At 68.2% G+C, this 18,959-nt stretch carries 17 protein-coding genes and 1 riboswitch; of the genes, 7 read left to right on the top strand and 10 right to left on the bottom strand.

What is annotated here, in order from left to right; translation table 11 throughout:
- Positions 1-42: 42 nt before the first annotated feature.
- The 3 genes from cydB to hisC all read right to left on the bottom strand — a co-directional run bounded on the left by cydB (position 43) and on the right by hisC (position 3,932).
- Positions 43-1,047: a cytochrome d ubiquinol oxidase subunit II gene (gene cydB, locus AB0I69_RS08270; protein WP_363094757.1), complete on the bottom strand. Its 1,005-nt coding sequence runs from the start codon at positions 1,045-1,047 to the stop codon at positions 43-45.
- Positions 1,048-1,067: 20 nt separating this feature from the next.
- Positions 1,068-2,576, bottom strand: coding sequence for a cytochrome ubiquinol oxidase subunit I (locus tag AB0I69_RS08265; RefSeq protein ID WP_363094756.1), 1,509 nt, complete (start codon positions 2,574-2,576; stop codon positions 1,068-1,070).
- Positions 2,577-2,852: 276 nt separating this feature from the next.
- Positions 2,853-3,932, bottom strand: a complete 1,080-nt coding sequence (hisC, locus tag AB0I69_RS08260) for a histidinol-phosphate transaminase (protein WP_363094755.1) — start codon at positions 3,930-3,932, stop codon at positions 2,853-2,855.
- A gap of 473 nt (positions 3,933-4,405) precedes the next feature.
- On the opposite strand from hisC, the gene AB0I69_RS08255 reads away from it, so the two are divergent.
- From AB0I69_RS08255 to AB0I69_RS08245, 3 genes are all read left to right on the top strand, one after another.
- Positions 4,406-5,518: a LacI family DNA-binding transcriptional regulator gene (locus tag AB0I69_RS08255; protein WP_363094754.1), complete on the top strand. Its 1,113-nt coding sequence runs from the start codon at positions 4,406-4,408 to the stop codon at positions 5,516-5,518.
- Positions 5,519-6,333: 815 nt separating this feature from the next.
- Positions 6,334-7,437 carry a metallophosphoesterase gene (locus tag AB0I69_RS08250; protein WP_363094753.1) on the top strand — a complete coding sequence of 368 codons (1,104 nt, stop codon included), beginning with the start codon at positions 6,334-6,336 and terminating at the stop codon, positions 7,435-7,437.
- A 192-nt stretch (positions 7,438-7,629) separates the two neighbouring features.
- Positions 7,630-8,490, top strand: a complete 861-nt coding sequence (locus AB0I69_RS08245; protein WP_363094752.1) for a hypothetical protein — start codon at positions 7,630-7,632, stop codon at positions 8,488-8,490.
- 56 nt (positions 8,491-8,546) lie between these two features.
- On the opposite strand, the gene AB0I69_RS08240 is transcribed toward AB0I69_RS08245, so the two are convergent.
- Entirely contained in the window at positions 8,547-8,951 is a 405-nt protein-coding gene (locus AB0I69_RS08240; protein ID WP_363094751.1) for a helix-turn-helix domain-containing protein, read from the bottom strand.
- A 123-nt stretch (positions 8,952-9,074) separates the two neighbouring features.
- Between AB0I69_RS08240 and AB0I69_RS08235 the strand changes: the two genes are divergently transcribed.
- A complete protein-coding gene (locus tag AB0I69_RS08235) occupies positions 9,075-10,013 on the top strand; it encodes an NADP-dependent oxidoreductase (protein WP_363094750.1) in 939 nt (312 codons plus the stop codon).
- A gap of 39 nt (positions 10,014-10,052) precedes the next feature.
- Here the strand turns inward: AB0I69_RS08235 and AB0I69_RS08230 are convergent, their stop codons facing one another.
- The gene (locus AB0I69_RS08230; RefSeq protein ID WP_363094749.1) at positions 10,053-11,045 is read right to left on the bottom strand and encodes a hypothetical protein; all 993 of its coding nucleotides are present in this window, start codon (positions 11,043-11,045) and stop codon (positions 10,053-10,055) included.
- A 198-nt stretch (positions 11,046-11,243) separates the two neighbouring features.
- Between AB0I69_RS08230 and AB0I69_RS08225 the strand changes: the two genes are divergently transcribed.
- On the top strand, positions 11,244-12,491 hold the full coding sequence (locus AB0I69_RS08225; protein ID WP_363094748.1) for a serine hydrolase domain-containing protein: 1,248 nt from the start codon (positions 11,244-11,246) through the stop codon (positions 12,489-12,491).
- Between the two features lie 28 nt (positions 12,492-12,519).
- On the opposite strand, the gene thiC is transcribed toward AB0I69_RS08225, so the two are convergent.
- Complete coding sequence (gene thiC / locus AB0I69_RS08220; protein WP_363094747.1) at positions 12,520-14,304, bottom strand: phosphomethylpyrimidine synthase ThiC; 1,785 nt, start codon at positions 14,302-14,304, stop codon at positions 12,520-12,522.
- Positions 14,297-14,486: riboswitch (TPP riboswitch) on the bottom strand. (Overlaps the previous gene by 8 nt.)
- 71 nt (positions 14,487-14,557) lie before the next feature.
- On the opposite strand from thiC, the gene AB0I69_RS08215 reads away from it, so the two are divergent.
- Positions 14,558-16,030, top strand: coding sequence for a YibE/F family protein (locus AB0I69_RS08215; RefSeq protein ID WP_363094746.1), 1,473 nt, complete (start codon positions 14,558-14,560; stop codon positions 16,028-16,030).
- A gap of 155 nt (positions 16,031-16,185) precedes the next feature.
- Here AB0I69_RS08215 and AB0I69_RS08210 read toward each other — a convergent pair whose 3' ends face one another.
- The 4 genes from AB0I69_RS08210 to AB0I69_RS08195 form a co-directional block, all read right to left on the bottom strand.
- Positions 16,186-16,623 (bottom strand): SsgA family sporulation/cell division regulator, encoded by a 438-nt coding sequence (locus tag AB0I69_RS08210; RefSeq protein ID WP_363094745.1) that lies wholly within the window; start codon positions 16,621-16,623, stop codon positions 16,186-16,188.
- A 99-nt stretch (positions 16,624-16,722) separates the two neighbouring features.
- Complete coding sequence (locus AB0I69_RS08205) at positions 16,723-17,493, bottom strand: IclR family transcriptional regulator C-terminal domain-containing protein (protein ID WP_363095033.1); 771 nt, start codon at positions 17,491-17,493, stop codon at positions 16,723-16,725.
- 332 nt (positions 17,494-17,825) lie between these two features.
- Complete coding sequence (locus tag AB0I69_RS08200; RefSeq protein ID WP_019055111.1) at positions 17,826-18,038, bottom strand: DUF5326 family protein; 213 nt, start codon at positions 18,036-18,038, stop codon at positions 17,826-17,828.
- Between the two features lie 177 nt (positions 18,039-18,215).
- Complete coding sequence (locus tag AB0I69_RS08195; RefSeq protein ID WP_363094744.1) at positions 18,216-18,533, bottom strand: cupin domain-containing protein; 318 nt, start codon at positions 18,531-18,533, stop codon at positions 18,216-18,218.
- Positions 18,534-18,581: 48 nt separating this feature from the next.
- On the opposite strand from AB0I69_RS08195, the gene AB0I69_RS08190 reads away from it, so the two are divergent.
- Positions 18,582-18,959, top strand: a complete 378-nt coding sequence (locus AB0I69_RS08190; RefSeq protein ID WP_363094743.1) for a phage holin family protein — start codon at positions 18,582-18,584, stop codon at positions 18,957-18,959.

Here is an 18,959-nt window from a genome sequence, read left to right as displayed (position 1 = left end):
ATGCCCCAAGCCGGACTCAGTGCTCGGACTCGACACTCGGACTCAGTGCGCTGCCTCTGCGATGTGCTGCGTGCCGATCCGCTTGCGGAACACCCAGTACGTCCAGCTCTGGTAGAGCAGCACGATCGGCGTGGCGATCCCCGCGCACCAGGTCATGATCTTCAGGGTGTACGGGCTCGACGAGGCGTTGGTGACCGTGAGGTTCCAGTCCGGGTTGAGCGAGGACGGCATGACGTTCGGGAAGAGCGACAGGAAGAGCATCGCGACGGCCGCCACGATGGTGAGGCCGGAGAACGCGAACGACCAGCCCTCACGCCCGAGTTGGATGGCCCCCAGTGCCGCGACCAGCGCGACGACGGCCACGATCAGCGCCACCAGGCTCTTGCCGTCACCGCTGTCGACCTGGGTCCAGATCAGGAAGGCCAGCGCCAACAGAGCGGTGACGAGGCCGACTTGCAGGGCCAGCTTCCGCGCCCGCACCCGGATGTCCCCGACGGTCTTGAGGGCCGTGAACACCGCCCCATGGAAGGTGAAGAGCGTCAGCGTGACCAGGCCGCCGAGGATCGCGTACGGGTTGAGCAGGTCCCAGAAGGTGCCCACGTACTCGAAGTTCTTGTCGATCTTCACGCCCCGCACGATGTTGCCGAAGGCCACACCCCACAGGAACGCGGGGAGCAGTGAGGTCCAGAAGATCGCCGTCTCCCAGTTGCGCTGCCAGTTCTCCTCGGGCCGCTTCGCCCGGTACTCGAAGGCGACGCCCCGGACGATCAGGCAGACCAGGATGATCAGCAGGGCGAGGTAGAAGCCGGAGAAGAGGGTGGCGTACCACTCGGGGAAGGCAGCGAAGGTCGCGCCGCCGGCGGTGAGCAGCCAGACCTCGTTGCCGTCCCAGACCGGGCCGATCGTGTTGATCAGCACCCGCTTCTCGGTGCGGTCCCGGGCGAGCAGCTTGGTGAGGATGCCGACCCCGAAGTCGAAGCCCTCCAGGAAGAAGTAGCCGGTCCACAGGACGGCGATGAGGACGAACCAGACGTCGTGCAGTTCCATGACTGTGCAGCTCCCTCGGCCTAGTAGGAGAAGGCCATCGGCTTGTCGGCGTCACGGGAGTCGCCGCCGATCTTCGTGGGCGGGTTGAGGTCGGCCTCGGTGAGTTCGGGCGGGCCGGCCTTGACGTACTTCGCGAGCAGCTTGACCTCGATGACGGCGAGGATCGCGTAGAGCGAGGTGAAGACGATCATCGAGGTGAGGACCTCGCCCTGGGAGACGCTGGGGGAGACCGCGTCGCGGGTCTGGAAGAGGCCGTAGACGACCCAGGGCTGGCGGCCCATCTCGGTGAAGATCCAGCCCCAGGAGTTGGCGATGAGGGGGAAGCCGAGGGTCCAGATCGAGACCAGCCAGTAGAGCTTGGTGAGTTTCGGGCCGAGGGCCTTCTTCTTGAAGAGGACCACGTTCGGCACCTCGTCCTCACCGACCCGCAGATGCTGGGGCAGCATGAACTTCTTGCGGGTCAGCCAGAGTCCGGCCACGCCGATGGCGAAGGATGCCATGCCGAAGCCGATCATCCAGCGGAACGCCCAGAAGGTGACGGGGATGATGGGCCGGTAGTCGCCGGGACCGTACTTGGCCTGCTCGGCCTTGTTGGTGTCGTTGATGCCGGGGACGTAGGAGCTGAAGTCGTCGTCGGCGAGGAAGGACAGTATCCCGGGGATCGACAGCTCGACGGAGTTGTGGCCCTTGCTGACGTCGCCGTAGGCGAAGATCGAGAACGGCGCGGAGTTCTGACCGTCCCACAGGGCCTCGGCGGCGGCCATCTTCATCGGCTGCTGCTTGAACATGACCTTGCCGAGGGTGTCACCGCTGACGGCGGTGAGCAGGCCGGCGATGGCGACGGTGATCAGGCCCAGCCGCAGCGAGCTCTTCATCACGGCGATGTGCTTCTTGCGGAACAGGTGGAAGGCCGCGATACCGACCATGAACGCGCCGCCGGTCAGGAAGGACGCGGAGAGCGTGTGGAACGCCTGCGCGAGCGCGGTGTTCTGGGTCAACACGTGCCAGAAGTCGGTGAGTTCGGCACGGCCCTTCGCCTTGTTGATCCGATAGCCGACGGGGTGCTGCATCCACGAGTTGGCCGCGAGGATGAAGTACGCCGACAGGATCGTGCCGATCGAGACCATCCAGATGCAGGCCAGGTGGATCCGCTTGGGCAGCTTGTCCCAGCCGAAGATCCACAGCCCGATGAAGGTGGACTCGAAGAAGAACGCGATCAGCGCCTCGAAGGCGAGCGGGGCACCGAAGATGTCGCCGACGAACCGCGAGTAGGCGGACCAGTTCATGCCGAACTGGAACTCCTGGACGATGCCCGTGACGACACCCATGGCGATGTTGATCAGGAAGAGCTTGCCCCAGAACTTGGTGGCCCTGAGGTACTTCTCCTTCTCCGTGCGCACCCACGCGGTCTGCAGCCCGGCCGTGAGAGCGGCGAGCGAGATCGTCAGGGGGACGAACAGGAAGTGGTAGACGGTGGTGATGCCGAACTGCCATCGCGCCAGTGTCTCCGGCGCCAGAGCCAAATCCACGTCGTCAGTCTCCTTATGTCGCCGTGGTCACAGCGGCAGTTTGCCCCTTATGTCACACGCATCACTGGACAAGCAGGACACGCTTGTGAACGCGTTCACATTCACAAGGAATTATGACGCATGGCCGTTCGATGCGTGATGGGCGGGGGGTCCCTAAGGAGGTCCCGTACGTCACATCGGACAGAGCCGGTCGGCCTATGGTGCGGGGCGCCTCGGTTTCACGTGGAACCAAGACGCCCCGCAGACTCGCGACAGTCGTTCACAACTCCTTGTCGTTCACAGCTCCTTGCGGAAGCCCTCGGCCACCTTCAGGAAGATGTCGTTGCCTTCGGTCTCCCCGACCGTGACCCGCACGCCCTCGCCCGCGAACGGCCGCACCACCACGCCCGCCTGGTCGCAGGCCGCCGCGAAGTCCGACGTGCGCTCCCCCAGCCGTAGCCACACGAAGTTGGCCTGGGTCTCCGGGACCGTCCAGCCCTGGGCGCGCAGTGTGTCGACCACGCGGGTGCGCTCGGACACCAACGAGCCGACGCGGCCGAGCAGTTCGTCCTCCGCGCGCAGCGAGGCGATGGCCGCGTCCTGCGCGAGCTGGCTCACCCCGAAGGGAACGGCCGTCTTGCGCAGCGCCGCCGCCACCGGCTCGTGGGCGATCGCGAAACCGACCCGCAGCCCGGCGAGGCCGTACGCCTTGGAGAAGGTCCGCAGGACGCAGACGTTCGGCCGGTCGCGGTAGAGCTGAACGCCGTCCGGCACCTCCAGGTCCCGGATGAACTCCCGGTACGCCTCGTCCAGTACGACGAGCACATCGCCGGGCACCCGGTCCAGGAAGCGCTCCAGCTCGGCCCGCCGTACGACCGTGCCCGTCGGGTTGTTGGGGTTGCAGACGAAGATCAGCCGGGTCCGGTCGGTGATGGCGTCCGCCATCGCGTCCAGGTCGTGCACGTCGCCCGGGGTCAGCGGCACCTGCACGGCCGTGGCGCCGCTGATCCGCGTGATGATCGGGTACGCCTCGAAGGAGCGCCAGGCGTAGATGACCTCGTCGCCGGGACCGCTGGTCGCCTGGATCAGCTGCTGGGCGACACCGACCGAACCGGTGCCGGTGGCCAGGTGGGAGACCGGGACGCCGAACCGTTCCGCCAGCTCGTTCATCAGGCCGGTGCACGCCATGTCGGGGTACCGGTTGAAGTTCAGGGCCGCCGCGGTGACGCTCTCCATCACGCCGGGGAGCGGGGGGTACGGGTTCTCGTTGGAGGACAGCTTGTAGGCCACCGGACCGTCGGCCGCGGCGGGCTTGCCCGGCTTGTAGGTGGGGATACCCGCCAGCTCGGCGCGCAGCTTGGGGCTCGTCTCGCTCACCGCAGTCCTCCTTGTGACCACCACCGGCACCACCGGCTACCAATACTGCTCACCTTATGAGGATTCGACGCCGGCGCGTACAGATCCCGTCCACGCGAGCGGCCTCCGGGAGTCCGTCGGGTGCCTGTCGGGAGTCCGTCGGGCGTCCTTCGGGATCGCCTCACACGTCACATCCGCATCAGGGGCAACAGCGCACGAAGGCGCACGAACCGGGGGCGCGCTGTACATATATCTATGCGCCGGTAGCTCGCGCCGTGGCGCGCATCCCTCGTGCAGGTGAGTTGAGACCTCTTCGAAACATCGGGGACTTGGCAGGCCCATGCGCGCCGACAAGTCACGTAATGCCATTGCATCGTTTAACTGACTTTGTTTCTAAGGTAGTTGACCCCTTCTGACCTTGCAGAAACGTGCCTGTCAACGCGTGCATATGCGTCCGCACTACCCCACCGCATGAGCCCTACTATCGGCTCGCCATGACAGCAGCAGGGAAGCACCAGGTGAGCCGCGCGGAAACCTCTCGTCGAGGAAGCCGGCCGGGCCGGGCGGGAATCAGAGACGTGGCCGCCGCGGCCGGAGTCTCCATCACGACCGTCTCCGACGCCCTCAACGGCAAGGGCCGGCTCCCGGACGCCACCCGACGCCATGTCCGCGAAGTGGCCGACCGGCTGGGCTATCGGCCCTCCGCGGCTGCTCGCACGCTCCGTACCGGGAAATCGGGCCTCATCGGCCTGACCGTGACGACGTACGGGGATGAACCTTTCACCTTCACCGAATTCGCGTACTTCGCCGAGATGGCGCGCGCCGCCACCTCGGCCGCACTCGCCCGGGGCTACGCCCTGGTCATCCTCCCGGCGACCTCGCGCCACGACGTGTGGTCGAACGTCGCCCTGGACGGCACCGTGGTCATCGACCCGTCCGACCACGACCCGGTGGTCAGCGAACTGGTCCGGCAGGGTTTACCGGTCGTCTCCGACGGCCGCCCGGCCGGCTCGCTCCCGGTGACCGCCTGGGTCGACAACGACCACGAGGCCGCCGTACTGGGCATCCTCGACCACCTGGCCGACGCCGGCGCCCGCCGGATCGGCCTCCTCACGGGCACCACCACGGACACGTACACCCACCTGTCGACCACCGCATACCTGCGTTGGTGCGAGCGGGTGGGCCAGGATCCGGTGTACGAGGCCTATCCAGCGCACGATCCGTGCGCGGGAGCCGTCGCCGCCGACCGGCTGCTCGCCCGCCCGGACCGACCCGACGCGGTCTACGGCCTGTTCGACCCGAACGGCACGGATCTGCTGGCCGCCGCCCGCCGTTACGGGATGCGGGTGCCGGAGGACCTGCTGCTCGTGTGCTGCAGCGAGTCCACGGTGTACGCCAACACCGAGCCGCCCGTCACCACGCTCTCGCTGAAGCCGCGCCGCATCGGTACGGCGGTGGTGCAGCTGCTCATCGACGCCATCGAGGGGGTCGATTCGGACCTGCCGATCGAGCAGGTGATACCGACCGAACTGATCATCCGTACCTCGTCCCAGCGACGGCCACCACGAACGACTGTCAGCCCGCCCCGGTCGCCGGAGGGGAAGTAGGACGTCCGGCCGGGCTGGTGGGGGGCTGGGTACGGTGCCGGGCTCCTGTCGGGTGCCGGGGACGGACGGGGGCGGGGGTTGCGGCGGAGGTCCTCTCGGTGCCCGTAGGGGGCTCCCCTCGGACACTGTGTCGGGCGGGGCGTGCCCGGACTCCCACCGGACTCTCACCCAGCGCCACGGACGGGCCGGAGGTGCCCGGGTTCGCGCCCGACGCCGTGGGGCCGGCCGGTGTGGTCCCGGGCCCGCCTCGGGCGTGGTGCCGGGACTCCCACCCGGTGCCGCGAGCGGGCGGAGGCAAGGCACCCGGGACGGACGGGTGCCGGGCGTCGGCGCCTTGGGGCACCTGGACTCCCCTCGGGCGCCGGTACGGGCCGAACGGTGCCGGGACTCCCACCCGGTGCCGACCCGGCCCGTACCGCCCTCCTGGCGCCGTCGCGAGCCCGAAGCAAGCCCGACGAGCGGCCCGCACCGGAGCGGACCCGGGGTCGGACCCGGGGTCGGGTCGGACGGCCGGAACTGGAACAGGCCGGGCGGCAGGCGCCCGGCGCAGGCGACGACACCGGCACCCGCGCCGGTGCCGGCATCCGCACCGGCGAAATCCAGCCGCTCTTCAGGCGGGAACCGATCGCCCGCCGAGCAATGATCGACTGGTCGAAGCCCTGCCCAATCGGGGCGAAAGCCACGGTGAACCGGAGTCCTGCTCTGATTCACCACCCCTGGGTCATCACATGGCGCGATCCGCATTCCTATGATGGGCCCACGACACCGCGGGGCCGCTGCGACCAGGCAGTCCGATGCGGTGCAGATGCGGCGCGATGGTGGAGGGGTCGATGACTCAGGGGGCCGGTCAGGGACCCGAGGTGGAGCGGACGGCGACGTTGCGCGACTTCCGGGTACCGGCGTACGTCCACGAGACCGGTCCGTACGCCGACAGCGCGCAGCCCGGCGAGGCCGTCCGACCCACCGAGGAGGCCTACGACGAGGCCTTTCCGGAGGGCTACACACCGACTCGGCGCGACCTGCCCGTCATCAATAGGGGTGACACGGTTCAGGTCGCCGTGGACCCGGCGTCGGTGGCCGTCCCACGGCAGACGGAGGGCCCCGGTCCGCTGTTCGTCGTAGGGGACGTGCACGGCTACCTCGACGAACTGGTGGCCGCACTGCGGGAGAAGGGCCTGATCGACGCCGCCGGCAGCTGGTGCGCGGGCACCGCCCGGCTGTGGTTCCTCGGCGACTTCACCGACCGCGGGCCCGACGGCATCGGCGTCATCGACCTGGTGATGCGGCTGTCCGCCGAGGCCGCCGCGGCAGGCGGCTACTGCAAGGCCCTGATGGGCAACCACGAGCTGCTGCTGCTCGGCGCCAAGCGGTTCGGCGACACCCCCGTCAACTCCGGCGCGGGCACCGCCACCTTCCAGGCGGCCTGGCTGCTCAACGGCGGCCAGAAGACCGACATGGACCGCCTCCAGGACGTCCACCTGCAGTGGATGGCCCGGCTGGACGCCATGGAGGCGGTCGACGGCCATCTGCTCGTCCACTCCGACACCACCGCCTACCTCGACTACGGCGACTCGATCGAGGCGGTCAACGACAACGTCCGCGAGACCCTCACGCGCAACGACGCGGACGAGGTGTGGGACGTGTTCCGCAAGTTCACCAAGCGCTTCTCCTTCCGCGACGAGGGCGGCGCCGAACATGTCCGCTCATTGCTCGACATGTACGGCGGGACCCGGATCGTGCACGGCCACAGCCCGATTCCCTACCTGCTGGGCGACGTCGGCTCCGAGGACGGCGAGGACACCGCGGGCCCCGTGGTCGAGGGACCACATGTCTACGCCGAGGGACTCGCCATCGCGATGGACGGTGGAGTGACCATGGCCGGAAAACTGCTGGTCCAGCAACTGCCGTTGGATATCTGAGCGTTTATCGGGCAGGCGTCCCCCTCGGAGGACCGGCGGACGACAGCGCTGGCCAGGGGCCAATTTCTGGAAACCCCCTGTCACCGTGTGCCGTCGCCGCTCTACCATCGGCTTATCCGTAGCAGGCTCCCCTCCGTTTCTGCCCGACGGCTCGTTGGCATGCGAGCCCCAAGCCCTACGGAGCATCGGGGGATGCACATGAACAGCGTTCCGCAGCACCTGCACAGCGAGGACCGCCAGGAGTACGAGCGGATCCTCGACGAGGCGCTGCGCTCCGCACCACAACGCCCGGAACTGGCCGCTGTCGGACAGCGGCTCAACCCCGAACAGCTGCGCACCATGGCGCTGAACGCCACCGCACTCATCACGGCGGCCGCGGCGACCGAGTACCAGCACTACGTGAAGGTCCGCGAGGAACTGCGCCAGCCGGCGTCGTCCACCCCGTCGTCCGTCAGCGAGACCGGCTCCACGGAGCCGGGCGGCGCGGGCGCGATGGGGCTCGCCACCACCCTGGGGGAGGCTGCCGAGGGTGCGGGTGCCGTCGCCGTCGCCGCCGTCCTCACCCCCGTCCTCGCCGGCACGGCCGCGGCGATCTTCCTGCTCGTGGGCTACATCCTCAAGATGCTCACCCCCGAGCCGACGTTCGCCAAGACCATGATCACCGCCGGATGGGCGTTCGGCGCCATGACCGCCGCGGCGATCCTCGTCGCCGCAGTCGGGCTGCTGCTCACCGCCCTGCGCAACAGGCCCTCGCTCGACACCGGCCCCTACGGCGAGTCGGGCGGTGAAGTGGCCCGGGCCAGGGAGGCCTGGCACGACGCCCTTCTGGAACGCGGCATCCTGCCGTTCCTCCAGGAGGCGCTCGCGGCTCCGGGCACGGCGGCACTGCGCCGTACGACACCACCGGGACCGAGTCGGATGCCGCACCTCGGCTACGACCGCCCGGGCTTCTCCAGCCCTGACGACGGCCCCGCGCCGGGTCACCGGCCGAGCTTCAGCAGCCCGGACTTCAGCAGCCCGGACTTCGGGGGGCCCGAGCACCAGCCGGAGTAGCCCCTCGGCTTGCGCCCCCACCCAGGGGAGCGCAAGCCGAACACCCGGTCACGGCGTCACAGGGGCGGACGAGTCGTGCGCTCGTCGAACTCCTCCCGTGCCGCGTGGATGGCGGAGATGTTCGCCTGCGACCAGTCGGTGATGCTCCGCACCAACCCGCCCACCTCCTGGCCCAGTTCGGTCAGCCGGTACTCCACACGCGGCGGCACGGTCGGATACACCGTGCGGATCAGCAACCCCTCCCGCTCCAGCGCACGCAGCGTCTGCGTCAGCACCTTCGCCGTCACGCCGTCCAGCCGTCGCCGCAGTTCGGTGAACCGCATGGGCCGGCCGTTCTCCAGTGCGACCAGCACCAGCATGGTCCACTTGCCGGCGATCAGTTCCAGTACGGCACGGGTGGGGCAGTCGCGCAGGAAGACCTCCACGCCACCGTGTTTCCTCAGGTCGAAGCCGGTATCCATGAGGAACTTCGATATCAGACAAGTGCCTTCTTCCGCAGGGTGATCGCCCGGGCCGACCATGGAACGCGCCACGCGCCACGCCACCGCGCACCACGCACCGCTTCCCGCTGACGAGGAGTCCGGATGTCCGCCCGCATGCATGCCATCGTCCAAACCGCGTTCGGCGGCCCCGAGACGCTCACCTACGTCGAGACCGACCTACCCGAGCCCGGCCCCGGCGAGGTACTGCTGCGCGTCGCCGGCGCCGGAGTCAACCCGGGCGACGCGGTGCTCCGGTCCGGCCGGGTGCCGGAGCTGGTCCGCCTGCCGTGGACGCCGGGCAACGACGTGGCCGGTGTCGTCGAGCGGGTCGGCGAGGGCGTGACGCGGTTCGCGCCGGGCGACGAGGTGTACGGCATGCTTCCCGTCACCGGGCGCGGCGCGTACGCCGAGTTCACCGCCGCACCGGCCGACGCGCTGACGCCCGCACCCAAGAACCTCGACCTCGTGCACGCCGGAGCCGTCCCCCTGGTCGCCGTCACCGCCTGGCAGGCACTGGCCGTGCTGGCGCGCGTCCGGCCCGGCGACCGGGTGCTGATCCACGCGGCGGCGGGCGGCGTCGGTCACGTCGCCGTCCAACTGGCCAGGGAACTCGGGGCGTACGTCATCGGCACCGCCCGCACGGCCAACCACGAGTTCCTGCGCGGGCTGGGCGCCGACGAACTGATCGACCACACCACCACCGACTTCCGGACCGTCGTCACCCCGGTGGACACGGTCCTGGACCTGGTCGGCGGTTCCTACGGCCCGCGGTCCCTCGAAGTGCTCCGGCCGGACGGTCTGCTCATCGGCGCGTCGATCGACCCCGGCACGGACGAGCAGCAGGCCGCCGCCCGTGGCCTGCGCTACACATGGGTCACGGCCGAGCCCTCCGGCGCCCTGCTGAAGCAGGTCACGGAACGCATCGAGGCGGGTCGGCTACGGGTCTCCGTCCAGCGCACCTACCCACTGGCCGAAGCCGCCGAGGCCCACCGCACGATCGAGGGCAAGCGCACCACCGGCAAGCTCGTCCTCGTGCCGTGACCCGTACTCCATGACCCACGACCCATGCCCTGTGATCTGTCACCCGTGACGAGGAAGGTCGATGATCGCGATGCCCTCCGGCTGCGCGACAGCCAGTCGCGTGCCGTCCAGATGCAGGGCCGCAACGGGCGTCGGTATGTGAGTGACCCCGTAACTGCCGTCTCTGAGAGACACCTCCACGGCCGGCCACTCCGCCATCGACGCCCCCGTCGTGACATCGATCAGCCGCGGGTGCCCGTACAGCGAGACGACCGTGTCACCCCACGGGATCAGCGTGCCGATGCTGAAGTCGACCCTGTTGCGATGAACCCACCGCTTTTCGGAGAGCGACCACACGCCCAACTCCTGCGGGCCCAGGGCAGGAGTCTCCTCGTCGTCGAGGAACTCCTCCCCGGTCGCCACGGCCAGGCGGTCACCGTCGAGCCAGCAGGCTGAAACCACCTCGGCATCGGTACCCGGGTCCAAGGGCAGTACGCCACGGCCGTCGAGCACAGCGGGGTCCGTCAACGCATCGTCCAGGTCGAAGACTTCGACGATCCCGTACGGATGCCACACCCAACCCGCCGACAGCAGATGGGTCCCACCCGGAGACACCGCCAGGCGCGAATGGAAAACGTCCCTCGGACTACGGTCGCCGACGGTGAGCCGTTCCCCCGATTCCGCGTCCTCGATCTCAAGGACGTCGTACCGGTCCGGGCAGTGGACCAGTACCTCACGGCCGTCCCGCAGCACCCCGAGTGCGACCGGATAGTCGAAGTCCTCGGCGTGCTCGTCGCTGCGGTCCAGCTCACGGACCAGCCGATCGCCCTCGATCAACAGTGCCTCGGTGCCCCGCTCGGCGTAGACCACGGTGAAGCGGCCGGACGGAGAGCTGACGCTCCGGTCGAAGGGAAACTCATGAACGACCGAGGCAACATGCTCCACACCATCAGGACCCCACCGCCGACCACCCACGACATCGACCAGATCATCGCCGTCCCACCCCAGCGACTGTGCCTCGTCCGTCACCTGCAGAAGGTTCACGGTCTCCATCGCCCTCTAGTCCCCCAACTCACAACGCCCCCCTGAAGCAGCGCCAATCTACGCGGTACATCCGGGGGTGAACCCGTAGTTCGTACGGGGGCCAGGTGCACCCCACATTCGGAGGGCAGTCCCATCCCCTCACGTCGGCAGATCCGGTTGGCTGGTGATCGTCACCGACCGGAAACCGGAGCACCGGGGGATACGAACATGCAGATGCCGTCGTCGAAAAAGGCCGGCGCCGCCGCACTGGCAGCAGCACTGCTCGCACTGGCCTCACCCCTGGCAGCGACCGCCGCCACCACATCCACCGCCACCGCCACGCACACGGCGCCGAGGCCGTCGTCCTACACCGAGCACACACTCCAACAGGACCTCGCAGCCGTACGAAAGGCCGGCGGCGGTGATGTGAACGTGCTGGCCAGGGTCGACGGACCGAACGGCCCGCCGCTCATGGCACGCATCGGCACCCGCACGGTCGACTCCACGGCCCCGATCCCCTGGAACGCGCACTTCCGCGTGGCGAGCACGACGAAGACCTTCGTGGCGACCGTCGTCCTCCAACTCGTCGCGGAGAAGCGGCTGTCGCTCGACGACATCGTCGAGCACTGGCTGCCGGGAGTCGTCACGGGCAACGGCAACGACGGCACCCGCATCACCGTCCGCGACCTGCTCCGCCAGACCAGCGGCCTGTACGACTACATCGACGACCCGGAGATCCAGGACCGGCTGATCAACCACTTCGACGAGAACCGCTACGACGCCACCCCCACGGCCGACCTGGTCGCGGTGGCGATGAAGCACCGGCCGGTGTTCGTCCCCCAGCCGGGCGGCGCCACCCGCTGGGCGTACTCCAACACCAACTACCTGTTGGCCGGGATGATCGCGGAGAAGGCCAGTGGCGCGAGCTGGCAGGACCTGGTCGAGCACCGGGTGATCGCGAAACTGGGACTGCGCAACACCTCCGTCCCCGGGCTGAACCCCTTCCTGCCCGACCCGCACGTGAACGCGTACCTGACGACCGCCGACGGCAGGCGTCTCGACGTCACCGACCACAGCTTCCAGCACACCGCGGACTCCGGCGTGGTGAGCACCACCGCCGACCTGAACACCTTCTTCCGTGCCCTGGCCGACGGCAGGTTGCTCCCCGCCGAGCAGTGGCGCGAGATGCGGCAGACCGTCGAGCGGACCGACGACCCGGAGGACGTGGCCGAGATGCCCGAGGGAACCTACGGCCTGGGACTCCGCAAGATCCCGCTCTCCTGCGGCGGTTTCTCCTACATGCACGAGGGCGACGGCGCGGGCGTCAACACCCGCCCCGCGGTGAGCGCGGACGGCAGCCGCGCGGTGACGGTCTCCATCACGACCACCACCGCACCGCCGGACCTGGCCGCCCTCAACCGCGCGACAGGCACCCTTGTCGACCATGCCCTGTGCAAGAAACCCGCCAAGCACTGACCTGACCGAAGAGCCGGGCCGGTCTCCGTCAGTCGGCGATCGGCAGATACACCCGGTTGCCCGCCGCCGCGAACTCCTTCGACTTCCGAGCCATGCCCTCTTCGACCTCCGACTTTGTGCCACCGTGCTCACGGCGGATGTCCTGGGAGATCTTCATCGAGCAGAACTTCGGCCCGCACATCGAGCAGAAGTGCGCCGTCTTGGCCGGCTCCGCCGGAAGCGTCTCGTCGTGGAACTCCCGTGCCGTGTCCGGGTCGAGGGCCAGGTTGAACTGGTCCTCCCAGCGGAACTCGAAGCGGGCGTCGGACAGCGCGTCATCCCACTCCTGTGCACCTGGGTGCCCCTTGGCGAGGTCGGCTGCGTGGGCGGCGATCTTGTAGGTGATGACGCCGGTCTTGACGTCGTCACGATTGGGCAGACCCAAGTGCTCCTTGGGCGTGACATAGCAGAGCATGGCCGTGCCCCACCAGGCGATCATCGCGGCACCGATGCCAGAAGTGATGTGGTCGTACGCAGGCGCGACGTCCGTCGTCAGCGGGCCGAGCGTATAGAACGGAGCTTCATCACAGATCTCCTGCTGAAGGTCGATGTTCTCCTTGATCTTGTGCATCGGGACATGTCCCGGGCCCTCGATCATGGTCTGTACGTTGAAACGCTTGGCGATCGTGTTGAGTTCCCCGAGCGTGCGCAACTCCGCGAACTGCGCCTCGTCGTTGGCGTCCGCGATCGAACCCGGCCGCAGACCGTCGCCCAGCGAGTACGTGACGTCGTAGGCGGCGAGGATCTCGCACAGTTCCTCGAAGTTCTCGTACAGGAACGATTCCTTGTGGTGCGCCAGGCACCAGGCCGCCATGATCGAACCGCCCCGCGAGACGATGCCCGTCTTACGGTTGGCTGTCAGCGGCACGAACGGCAGCCGCACGCCCGCGTGGACCGTCATGTAGTCCACGCCCTGTTCGGCCTGTTCGACGACCGTGTCCTTGTAGATCTCCCAGGTCAGCTCCTCCGCTCGGCCGTCGACCTTTTCGAGCGCCTGGTAGAGCGGCACCGTGCCGATGGGGACGGGGGAGTTGCGCAGCACCCACTCGCGAGTGGTGTGGATATTGCGGCCGGTGGACAGGTCCATGACCGTGTCAGCGCCCCAACGGGTCGCCCAGGTCATCTTCTCGACCTCCTCCTCGATGGAGGAAGTGACCGCGGAGTTGCCGATGTTGGCGTTGACCTTCACCAGGAACCGCTTACCTATGATCATCGGTTCGATCTCGGGGTGGTTGACGTTGGCCGGCAACACCGCACGCCCCGCGGCGATCTCCTCCCGGACCACCTCGGGCGCAACGTTCTCCCGTACGGCCACGAACTCCATCTCGGGCGTGATCTCACCCCGTCGCGCATAGGCGAGTTGAGTGACCGCCTCGCCACCCCGCCCGCGCCGCGGCTGACGCGGTCGGCCGGGGAACACCGCGTCCAAATTGCGCAGTCCACCGCGCGGTGATGTGTGCTTGATTCCGTCGTCCTCTAGGCGGACGGGACGGCCCGCGTACTCCTCGGTGTCACCGCGAGCGATGATCCAGTTCTCCCGCAGCGGCGCCAGCCCCCTGCGGACGTCGGTGTCGACGAGTGGATCGGTGTACGGGCCGGAGGTGTCGTACAGCGTCACGGACTGCCCGTTGGTGAGGTGCACCTGACGGACCGGCACTCGCAGATCGGGGCGTGAGCCCTCGACGTACCCCTTGTGCCAGCCGATGGACTTCCCGGCCTCCGTGGGCTGTTCGTCCTGGCTGGAGGCAGGCGTGCGTACGTCCTTGTTGGTCATGAGACCTACTCCCTACGCCGGCATTACCCGGTAACAGGTTCAGCGGTCGACGCAGCGGCTTCCGTCAGCCGATGTTTCATGTGAAACATCACTCGATTCAGGTGACGTTTCCCGTGAAACATCGCAGAGACGAAGGTCAGCGCCCTCTCAGCCCGGTGCTCCGAGCTCCCGCGTGTGCAAAGGTGCCTCCACGCTAGCGTCATAAGTGGCGCGGTGAACAGTGGGCCCCCGGCGTTCTTGCGATGATCGGGCGGTGACCACGACGCAGCAGCCCCCGTACCCGCCGACCGGGCCGCCCCATGGCCACGACCACGGATCCGGCGACGACCACGGTTCCGGTTCCGGGCACGATCACGGATCGGGCGGGGACAGCGGGCACGGTTCCGGCGCCAGCGGTGGGCACGGTCATTCGCACAGCCATGGCCCCGCCGCTCCCGTCTCCCGGCACCTGCGAAAGGTCATCGCGGCGATCCTGATCCCCTTCACGGTGGCGGTCGTTGTCGGGATGGTCGTGCTGTGGCCCGGCGGCGCTCCCTCGCACAAGCGCACCGGCGTCGGCTTCGACCGGCAGACACAGCAGGCGACGGTCACCAAGGTCGTCAGCGTGAGCTGCGCGTCGGTGAACGCCTCGGGCGGGGGCTCGACCGGCGACACCTCCACCGCCGAGGGCTCCTCGGCGGCACAGGAGGCGGCCGGTACCTGCAAGAAGGCGACGGTCACGGTCGGCACCGGCAAGGACAAGGGCCGTACGTTCACGGAGATCGTGCAGCCTGACCAGTCACGGCAGTTGCATCAGGGCGAGAAGGTCGTGGTCGCGTACGAGCCCTCCGCGCCCAGGGATCTGCAGTACTCGGTCACCGATGTGAACCGTAAGTTCCCGATGGCGCTGCTCGCCGGGATCTTCGCCCTGGCCGTCGTGGTGGTGGGCCGACTGCGCGGTGTCATGGCGCTGGTGGCGCTGGCCATCAGCTTCATGATCCTCAACTTCTTCATCCTGCCCGCGATCCTGCACGGCTCGAACCCGCTGATCGTGGCGGTGGTCGGGTCGAGCGCCATCATGCTGATCGCCCTCTACATGTGCCACGGCCTGTCGGCCCGTACGTCGGTGGCGGTGCTCGGGACGCTGATGTCGCTGGTGCTGATCGGCGTCCTGGGTTCGGTGTTCATCGGCTGGGCCGCGCTCACCGGCAACACGGACGACAACACGGGCCTGATCCACGGCCTGTACCCGTCGATCGACATGAGCGGTCTGCTGCTCGCCGGCGTCATCATCGGTTCGCTCGGCGTGCTCGACGATGTGACGGTCACGCAGACGTCGGCGGTCTGGGAGCTGCACGAGGCCAACCCGTCGATGGGCTGGCGGGGGTTGTACCGCGCCGGTATCCGGATCGGCCGCGACCACATCGCGTCCGTGGTCAACACGCTCGTCCTCGCCTACGCGGGCGCCGCCCTGCCGCTGCTGCTGCTCTTCTCCATCGCGCAGAGCAGCGTCGGGGCCGTCGCCAACAGCGAGTTGGTCGCCGAGGAGATCGTGCGCACGCTGGTGGGCTCGATCGGCCTGGTCGCGTCGGTACCGGTCACCACGGCCCTCGCGGCCCTGGTGGTCTCCGCGGACCGACCGGGATCCGACACGGCTCCGGCGGGAGCGCCCGCTGCGGCCACGGCCGCGCCGAGTGCCAAGCCCGCGGCGGCGCGCGGCGGCAAGGGCCGGCGCCGCAAGCACTGAGGACGGCGGGAACCGCCGCACAGAGCCGAGCAGAAGCGTTACTGCGGACTCTGGGCCCCGGAGGACCAGTCAGGGCTCGGGCGCCCCCAGGAGGCTCATGGAACTCCAGGAATCGTGGCGAAGCGTTACGCCACCCCGGCCGCCGTAACAACGCTTCAGCCGGCGCTCTGCTCCTCCGCCAGGATGCGGTCGAGCGCCTCGTCGAGATGGGCGTCGAAGTCCGCGAGGGCGCCCTCCTGGCCGAGCGGAACCAGCCGGTCCGTGCGGTCGAGGAACGCCACGAGGGGAGCCGTGCCGGTGCGGAACAGCGCCTGGTCGCTGCCGACCTGAAGCCGGATCAGCACCTCGCCCAGCATCTCGGGATCGACGGGCTCGATCCGCACATCGCCTTCCCCGCACGGCCTGCCCAGGCCGTCGATCAGCAGCTCCCGGCCGAAGGTCCAGGTCACCGGGGCGTCGCCCGGCAAATGGAAGGTCAGCCGTACGGCGTACGGATCGCATGTCTCGTAACCCAGTTCAACCGGGATACGGAAGGAGAGCTCCTCGGAGACGAGAAAGCTCATCATGACCTCTGCCTGTACGGACTCGCGCATCGCCTATCCCGTCAACTGCCGTTGCCTGGCCGGGAATGATCCCCGTGACACTGAAGGAATATTGCTGAACGTACACGTTAGATCACAAGGAGTAAGTTTTCAGATACTGATAGAGAGCGCGAGCGACCCCAGCAGCCTCCCGACCTCGCTCTGCAACTGCCGAGCCGCGGCCAACAGGCGATCGGCCTGATGCGACGGCAGGGAAATCGCCATCGTGGCCGCCGTGGCGCCGAGCGTGATCGGAATCGCCGCGCAGACCGTCCCCAGTGCGTACTCCTGACGCTCCACCACCAGCTCCATCCGGCGCATCCGTTCCAGGCGCCGCAACAGGGAGTGGCCGTCCCGCACGGTGTACGGGGTGAGGGACTGCGCGGGGTAACGGTCGAGGTGGTCGCGGCGGGCGTCCTCGTCCAACTGGGCCAGCAGACACTGCCCGATCGCGTGCGCGTGCCCCGTCTCACGGAAGTCGGCCCACTCCTCGACCGCCGGGTTGCCGGGGGTGTCGGCGACGCACATGACCTCGATCTCACCCTCGCGGTACATCGCGTAGTAGACCGGTACGCCGATCGAATCCCGCCAGGCGGCCAGCGCGTCGACGATCGTGCTGCGACGTTTCTCCTGTGCTCCGCTGCTGCTCAACCGCTCGGCTGCCTCCCCGAGGAAGAACAGCCCTTTGTCACGGCGGAGATAGCCCTCGTGCACGAGGGTCCGCAGCAGGTGGTATGCCGTAGGGAGGGCGAGGCCGGTCTCGCGGGCCAGTTGCTTGGCGGGGGCGCCGTACTGGTGCGCGGCGACGGACTCCAACAAGCGCATCGCCCGCTGGACGGAACCGATGAGGGTGGCGGACTGCTGCTGGTCGGCGACCGTCACGGAGCGCTGTTGCGGCGGGGCCGCCACTGGGCGCAGCCGCGTGGGGACCGCCACCGAGCGCGGCTGAATATGCGGTACGGGCGGGGTGGGAGGTGCGTGCGGTACTACGGGTGCGGTGTCAACCGTGGCCAAGGGTCACTCCCGAAGCGCGAGGGGGCAGCCCGTGCGGGGAACACGGGGAGGGGGTGCGCCGCCCGCGGGGTTTCGTCCCCGCGTCGAATTCCGGACTTTAACCGCCTACCGCCACCCGCAGACGGCCTGTCCGGAAAACTTCCCTCGCCCGAGGGAACCGGTGATTCCTGTTACCGATCACCGGTTGCCCAGCAGGGACCTCACCAGTCGCCGCGTGAGGAGGAACTCGACGTGAACTTCCGCACGACGTAGATCACTCCACCGACCAGCGCCACGAAGACCAGCAGCTTGAAGAGCAGTCCGATCACGATGCTCACAACGGTCGCTATCAGCCCGCCGAACACGACCAGGGCGATGACCGGCACCGCGACCCACTTCACCCACCACGGCAGTCCCGCGAAGATCTCTCGCATTGTCCTCGTCCTGTACCTCTCCGCCCGTCGCTCGAACCGGGTCCTGTCGGTGTCCGGCACTCCTGTGCCGGATCTCTGATGTCCTGCACTCGATGCTAGGGCGGTCGAGAGCCGAACGGGGGCCTCGTATCCCTTGTCCTCCCCTGACCGTTCCCCTAGGGAACCCTGAGACGCGGGTCAGGCTTCGGGTGGAGAGAACACCACCATCACCCGCAGGTCCTCGCTGATGTGGTGGAACTTGTGGGCCACCCCGGCCGGCACGTAGACCACACTGCCGCGCGCCACCTGGGTGGTCTCCATGCCGACGGTGATCGCGGCACGGCCGCTCACCACGAAGTACACCTCGTCCTGGTTGTGCGGCTGCTGCCGGTCGTACTCACCGGCGTCCAGTGCGTACAGGCCGACCGACATGTTCTTCTCACGCAGGAACTGCAGGTATGCCCCGTCGTTGGCGGCACGCTCCGCCTCCAGTTCATCCAACCGGAATGCCTTCATCGCCCTCGTCCACGCTCGGAGTCGATCTCTTCTGTCACGATCAGACACATGAAGAATTTCCTAGTCAAGACGATCGCCAACGCGGGTGCCCTGGCGGTCGCCGTATGGCTGCTCGACAAGATCACCCTGACCGGTGACAGCACCTTCAAGAAGGTCTGGACCCTGATCCTCGTCGCCCTGGTCTTCGGCCTGGTGAACTTCCTGGTCAAGCCCATCGTCAAGGTGCTGACCTTCCCGCTGTTCATCCTGACGCTCGGTCTGATCACCCTGGTGGTCAACGCGCTGATGCTGATGCTCACCTCGTGGCTGGCGGACAAGCTCGACCTGAGTTTCCACGTCGAGGGCTTCTGGACCGCCGTCCTGGGCGGCCTGATCATCTCGGTCGTCTCCTGGGCGCTCAACGTCGTCCTGCCCGAAGGGGACTGA

Source organism: Streptomyces sp. NPDC050508, from assembly GCF_040655155.1.
Classification (GTDB): Bacteria; Actinomycetota; Actinomycetes; order Streptomycetales; family Streptomycetaceae; genus Streptomyces.
Note: the sequence above shows the minus strand (reverse complement) of the source record. Positions and strands in the feature narration are given on the sequence as shown.

Excerpts from the sequence above, each read along its gene's own strand:
- cydB (WP_363094757.1), bottom strand. The coding sequence starts at position 1,047 with ATGGAACTGCACGACGTCTGGTTCGTCCTCATCGCCGTCCTGTGGACC.
- AB0I69_RS08255 (WP_363094754.1), top strand. The coding sequence starts at position 4,406 with ATGACAGCAGCAGGGAAGCACCAGGTGAGCCGCGCGGAAACCTCTCGT.
- AB0I69_RS08250 (WP_363094753.1), top strand. The coding sequence starts at position 6,334 with ATGGTGGAGGGGTCGATGACTCAGGGGGCCGGTCAGGGACCCGAGGTG.
- AB0I69_RS08245 (WP_363094752.1), top strand. The coding sequence starts at position 7,630 with ATGCACATGAACAGCGTTCCGCAGCACCTGCACAGCGAGGACCGCCAG.
- AB0I69_RS08240 (WP_363094751.1), bottom strand. The coding sequence starts at position 8,951 with ATGGATACCGGCTTCGACCTGAGGAAACACGGTGGCGTGGAGGTCTTC.
- AB0I69_RS08235 (WP_363094750.1), top strand. The coding sequence starts at position 9,075 with ATGTCCGCCCGCATGCATGCCATCGTCCAAACCGCGTTCGGCGGCCCC.
- AB0I69_RS08230 (WP_363094749.1), bottom strand. The coding sequence starts at position 11,045 with ATGGAGACCGTGAACCTTCTGCAGGTGACGGACGAGGCACAGTCGCTG.
- AB0I69_RS08225 (WP_363094748.1), top strand. The coding sequence starts at position 11,244 with ATGCAGATGCCGTCGTCGAAAAAGGCCGGCGCCGCCGCACTGGCAGCA.
- thiC (WP_363094747.1), bottom strand. The coding sequence starts at position 14,304 with ATGACCAACAAGGACGTACGCACGCCTGCCTCCAGCCAGGACGAACAG.
- AB0I69_RS08210 (WP_363094745.1), bottom strand. The coding sequence starts at position 16,623 with ATGCGCGAGTCCGTACAGGCAGAGGTCATGATGAGCTTTCTCGTCTCC.
- AB0I69_RS08200 (WP_019055111.1), bottom strand. The coding sequence starts at position 18,038 with ATGCGAGAGATCTTCGCGGGACTGCCGTGGTGGGTGAAGTGGGTCGCG.
- AB0I69_RS08195 (WP_363094744.1), bottom strand. The coding sequence starts at position 18,533 with ATGAAGGCATTCCGGTTGGATGAACTGGAGGCGGAGCGTGCCGCCAAC.
- AB0I69_RS08190 (WP_363094743.1), top strand. The coding sequence starts at position 18,582 with ATGAAGAATTTCCTAGTCAAGACGATCGCCAACGCGGGTGCCCTGGCG.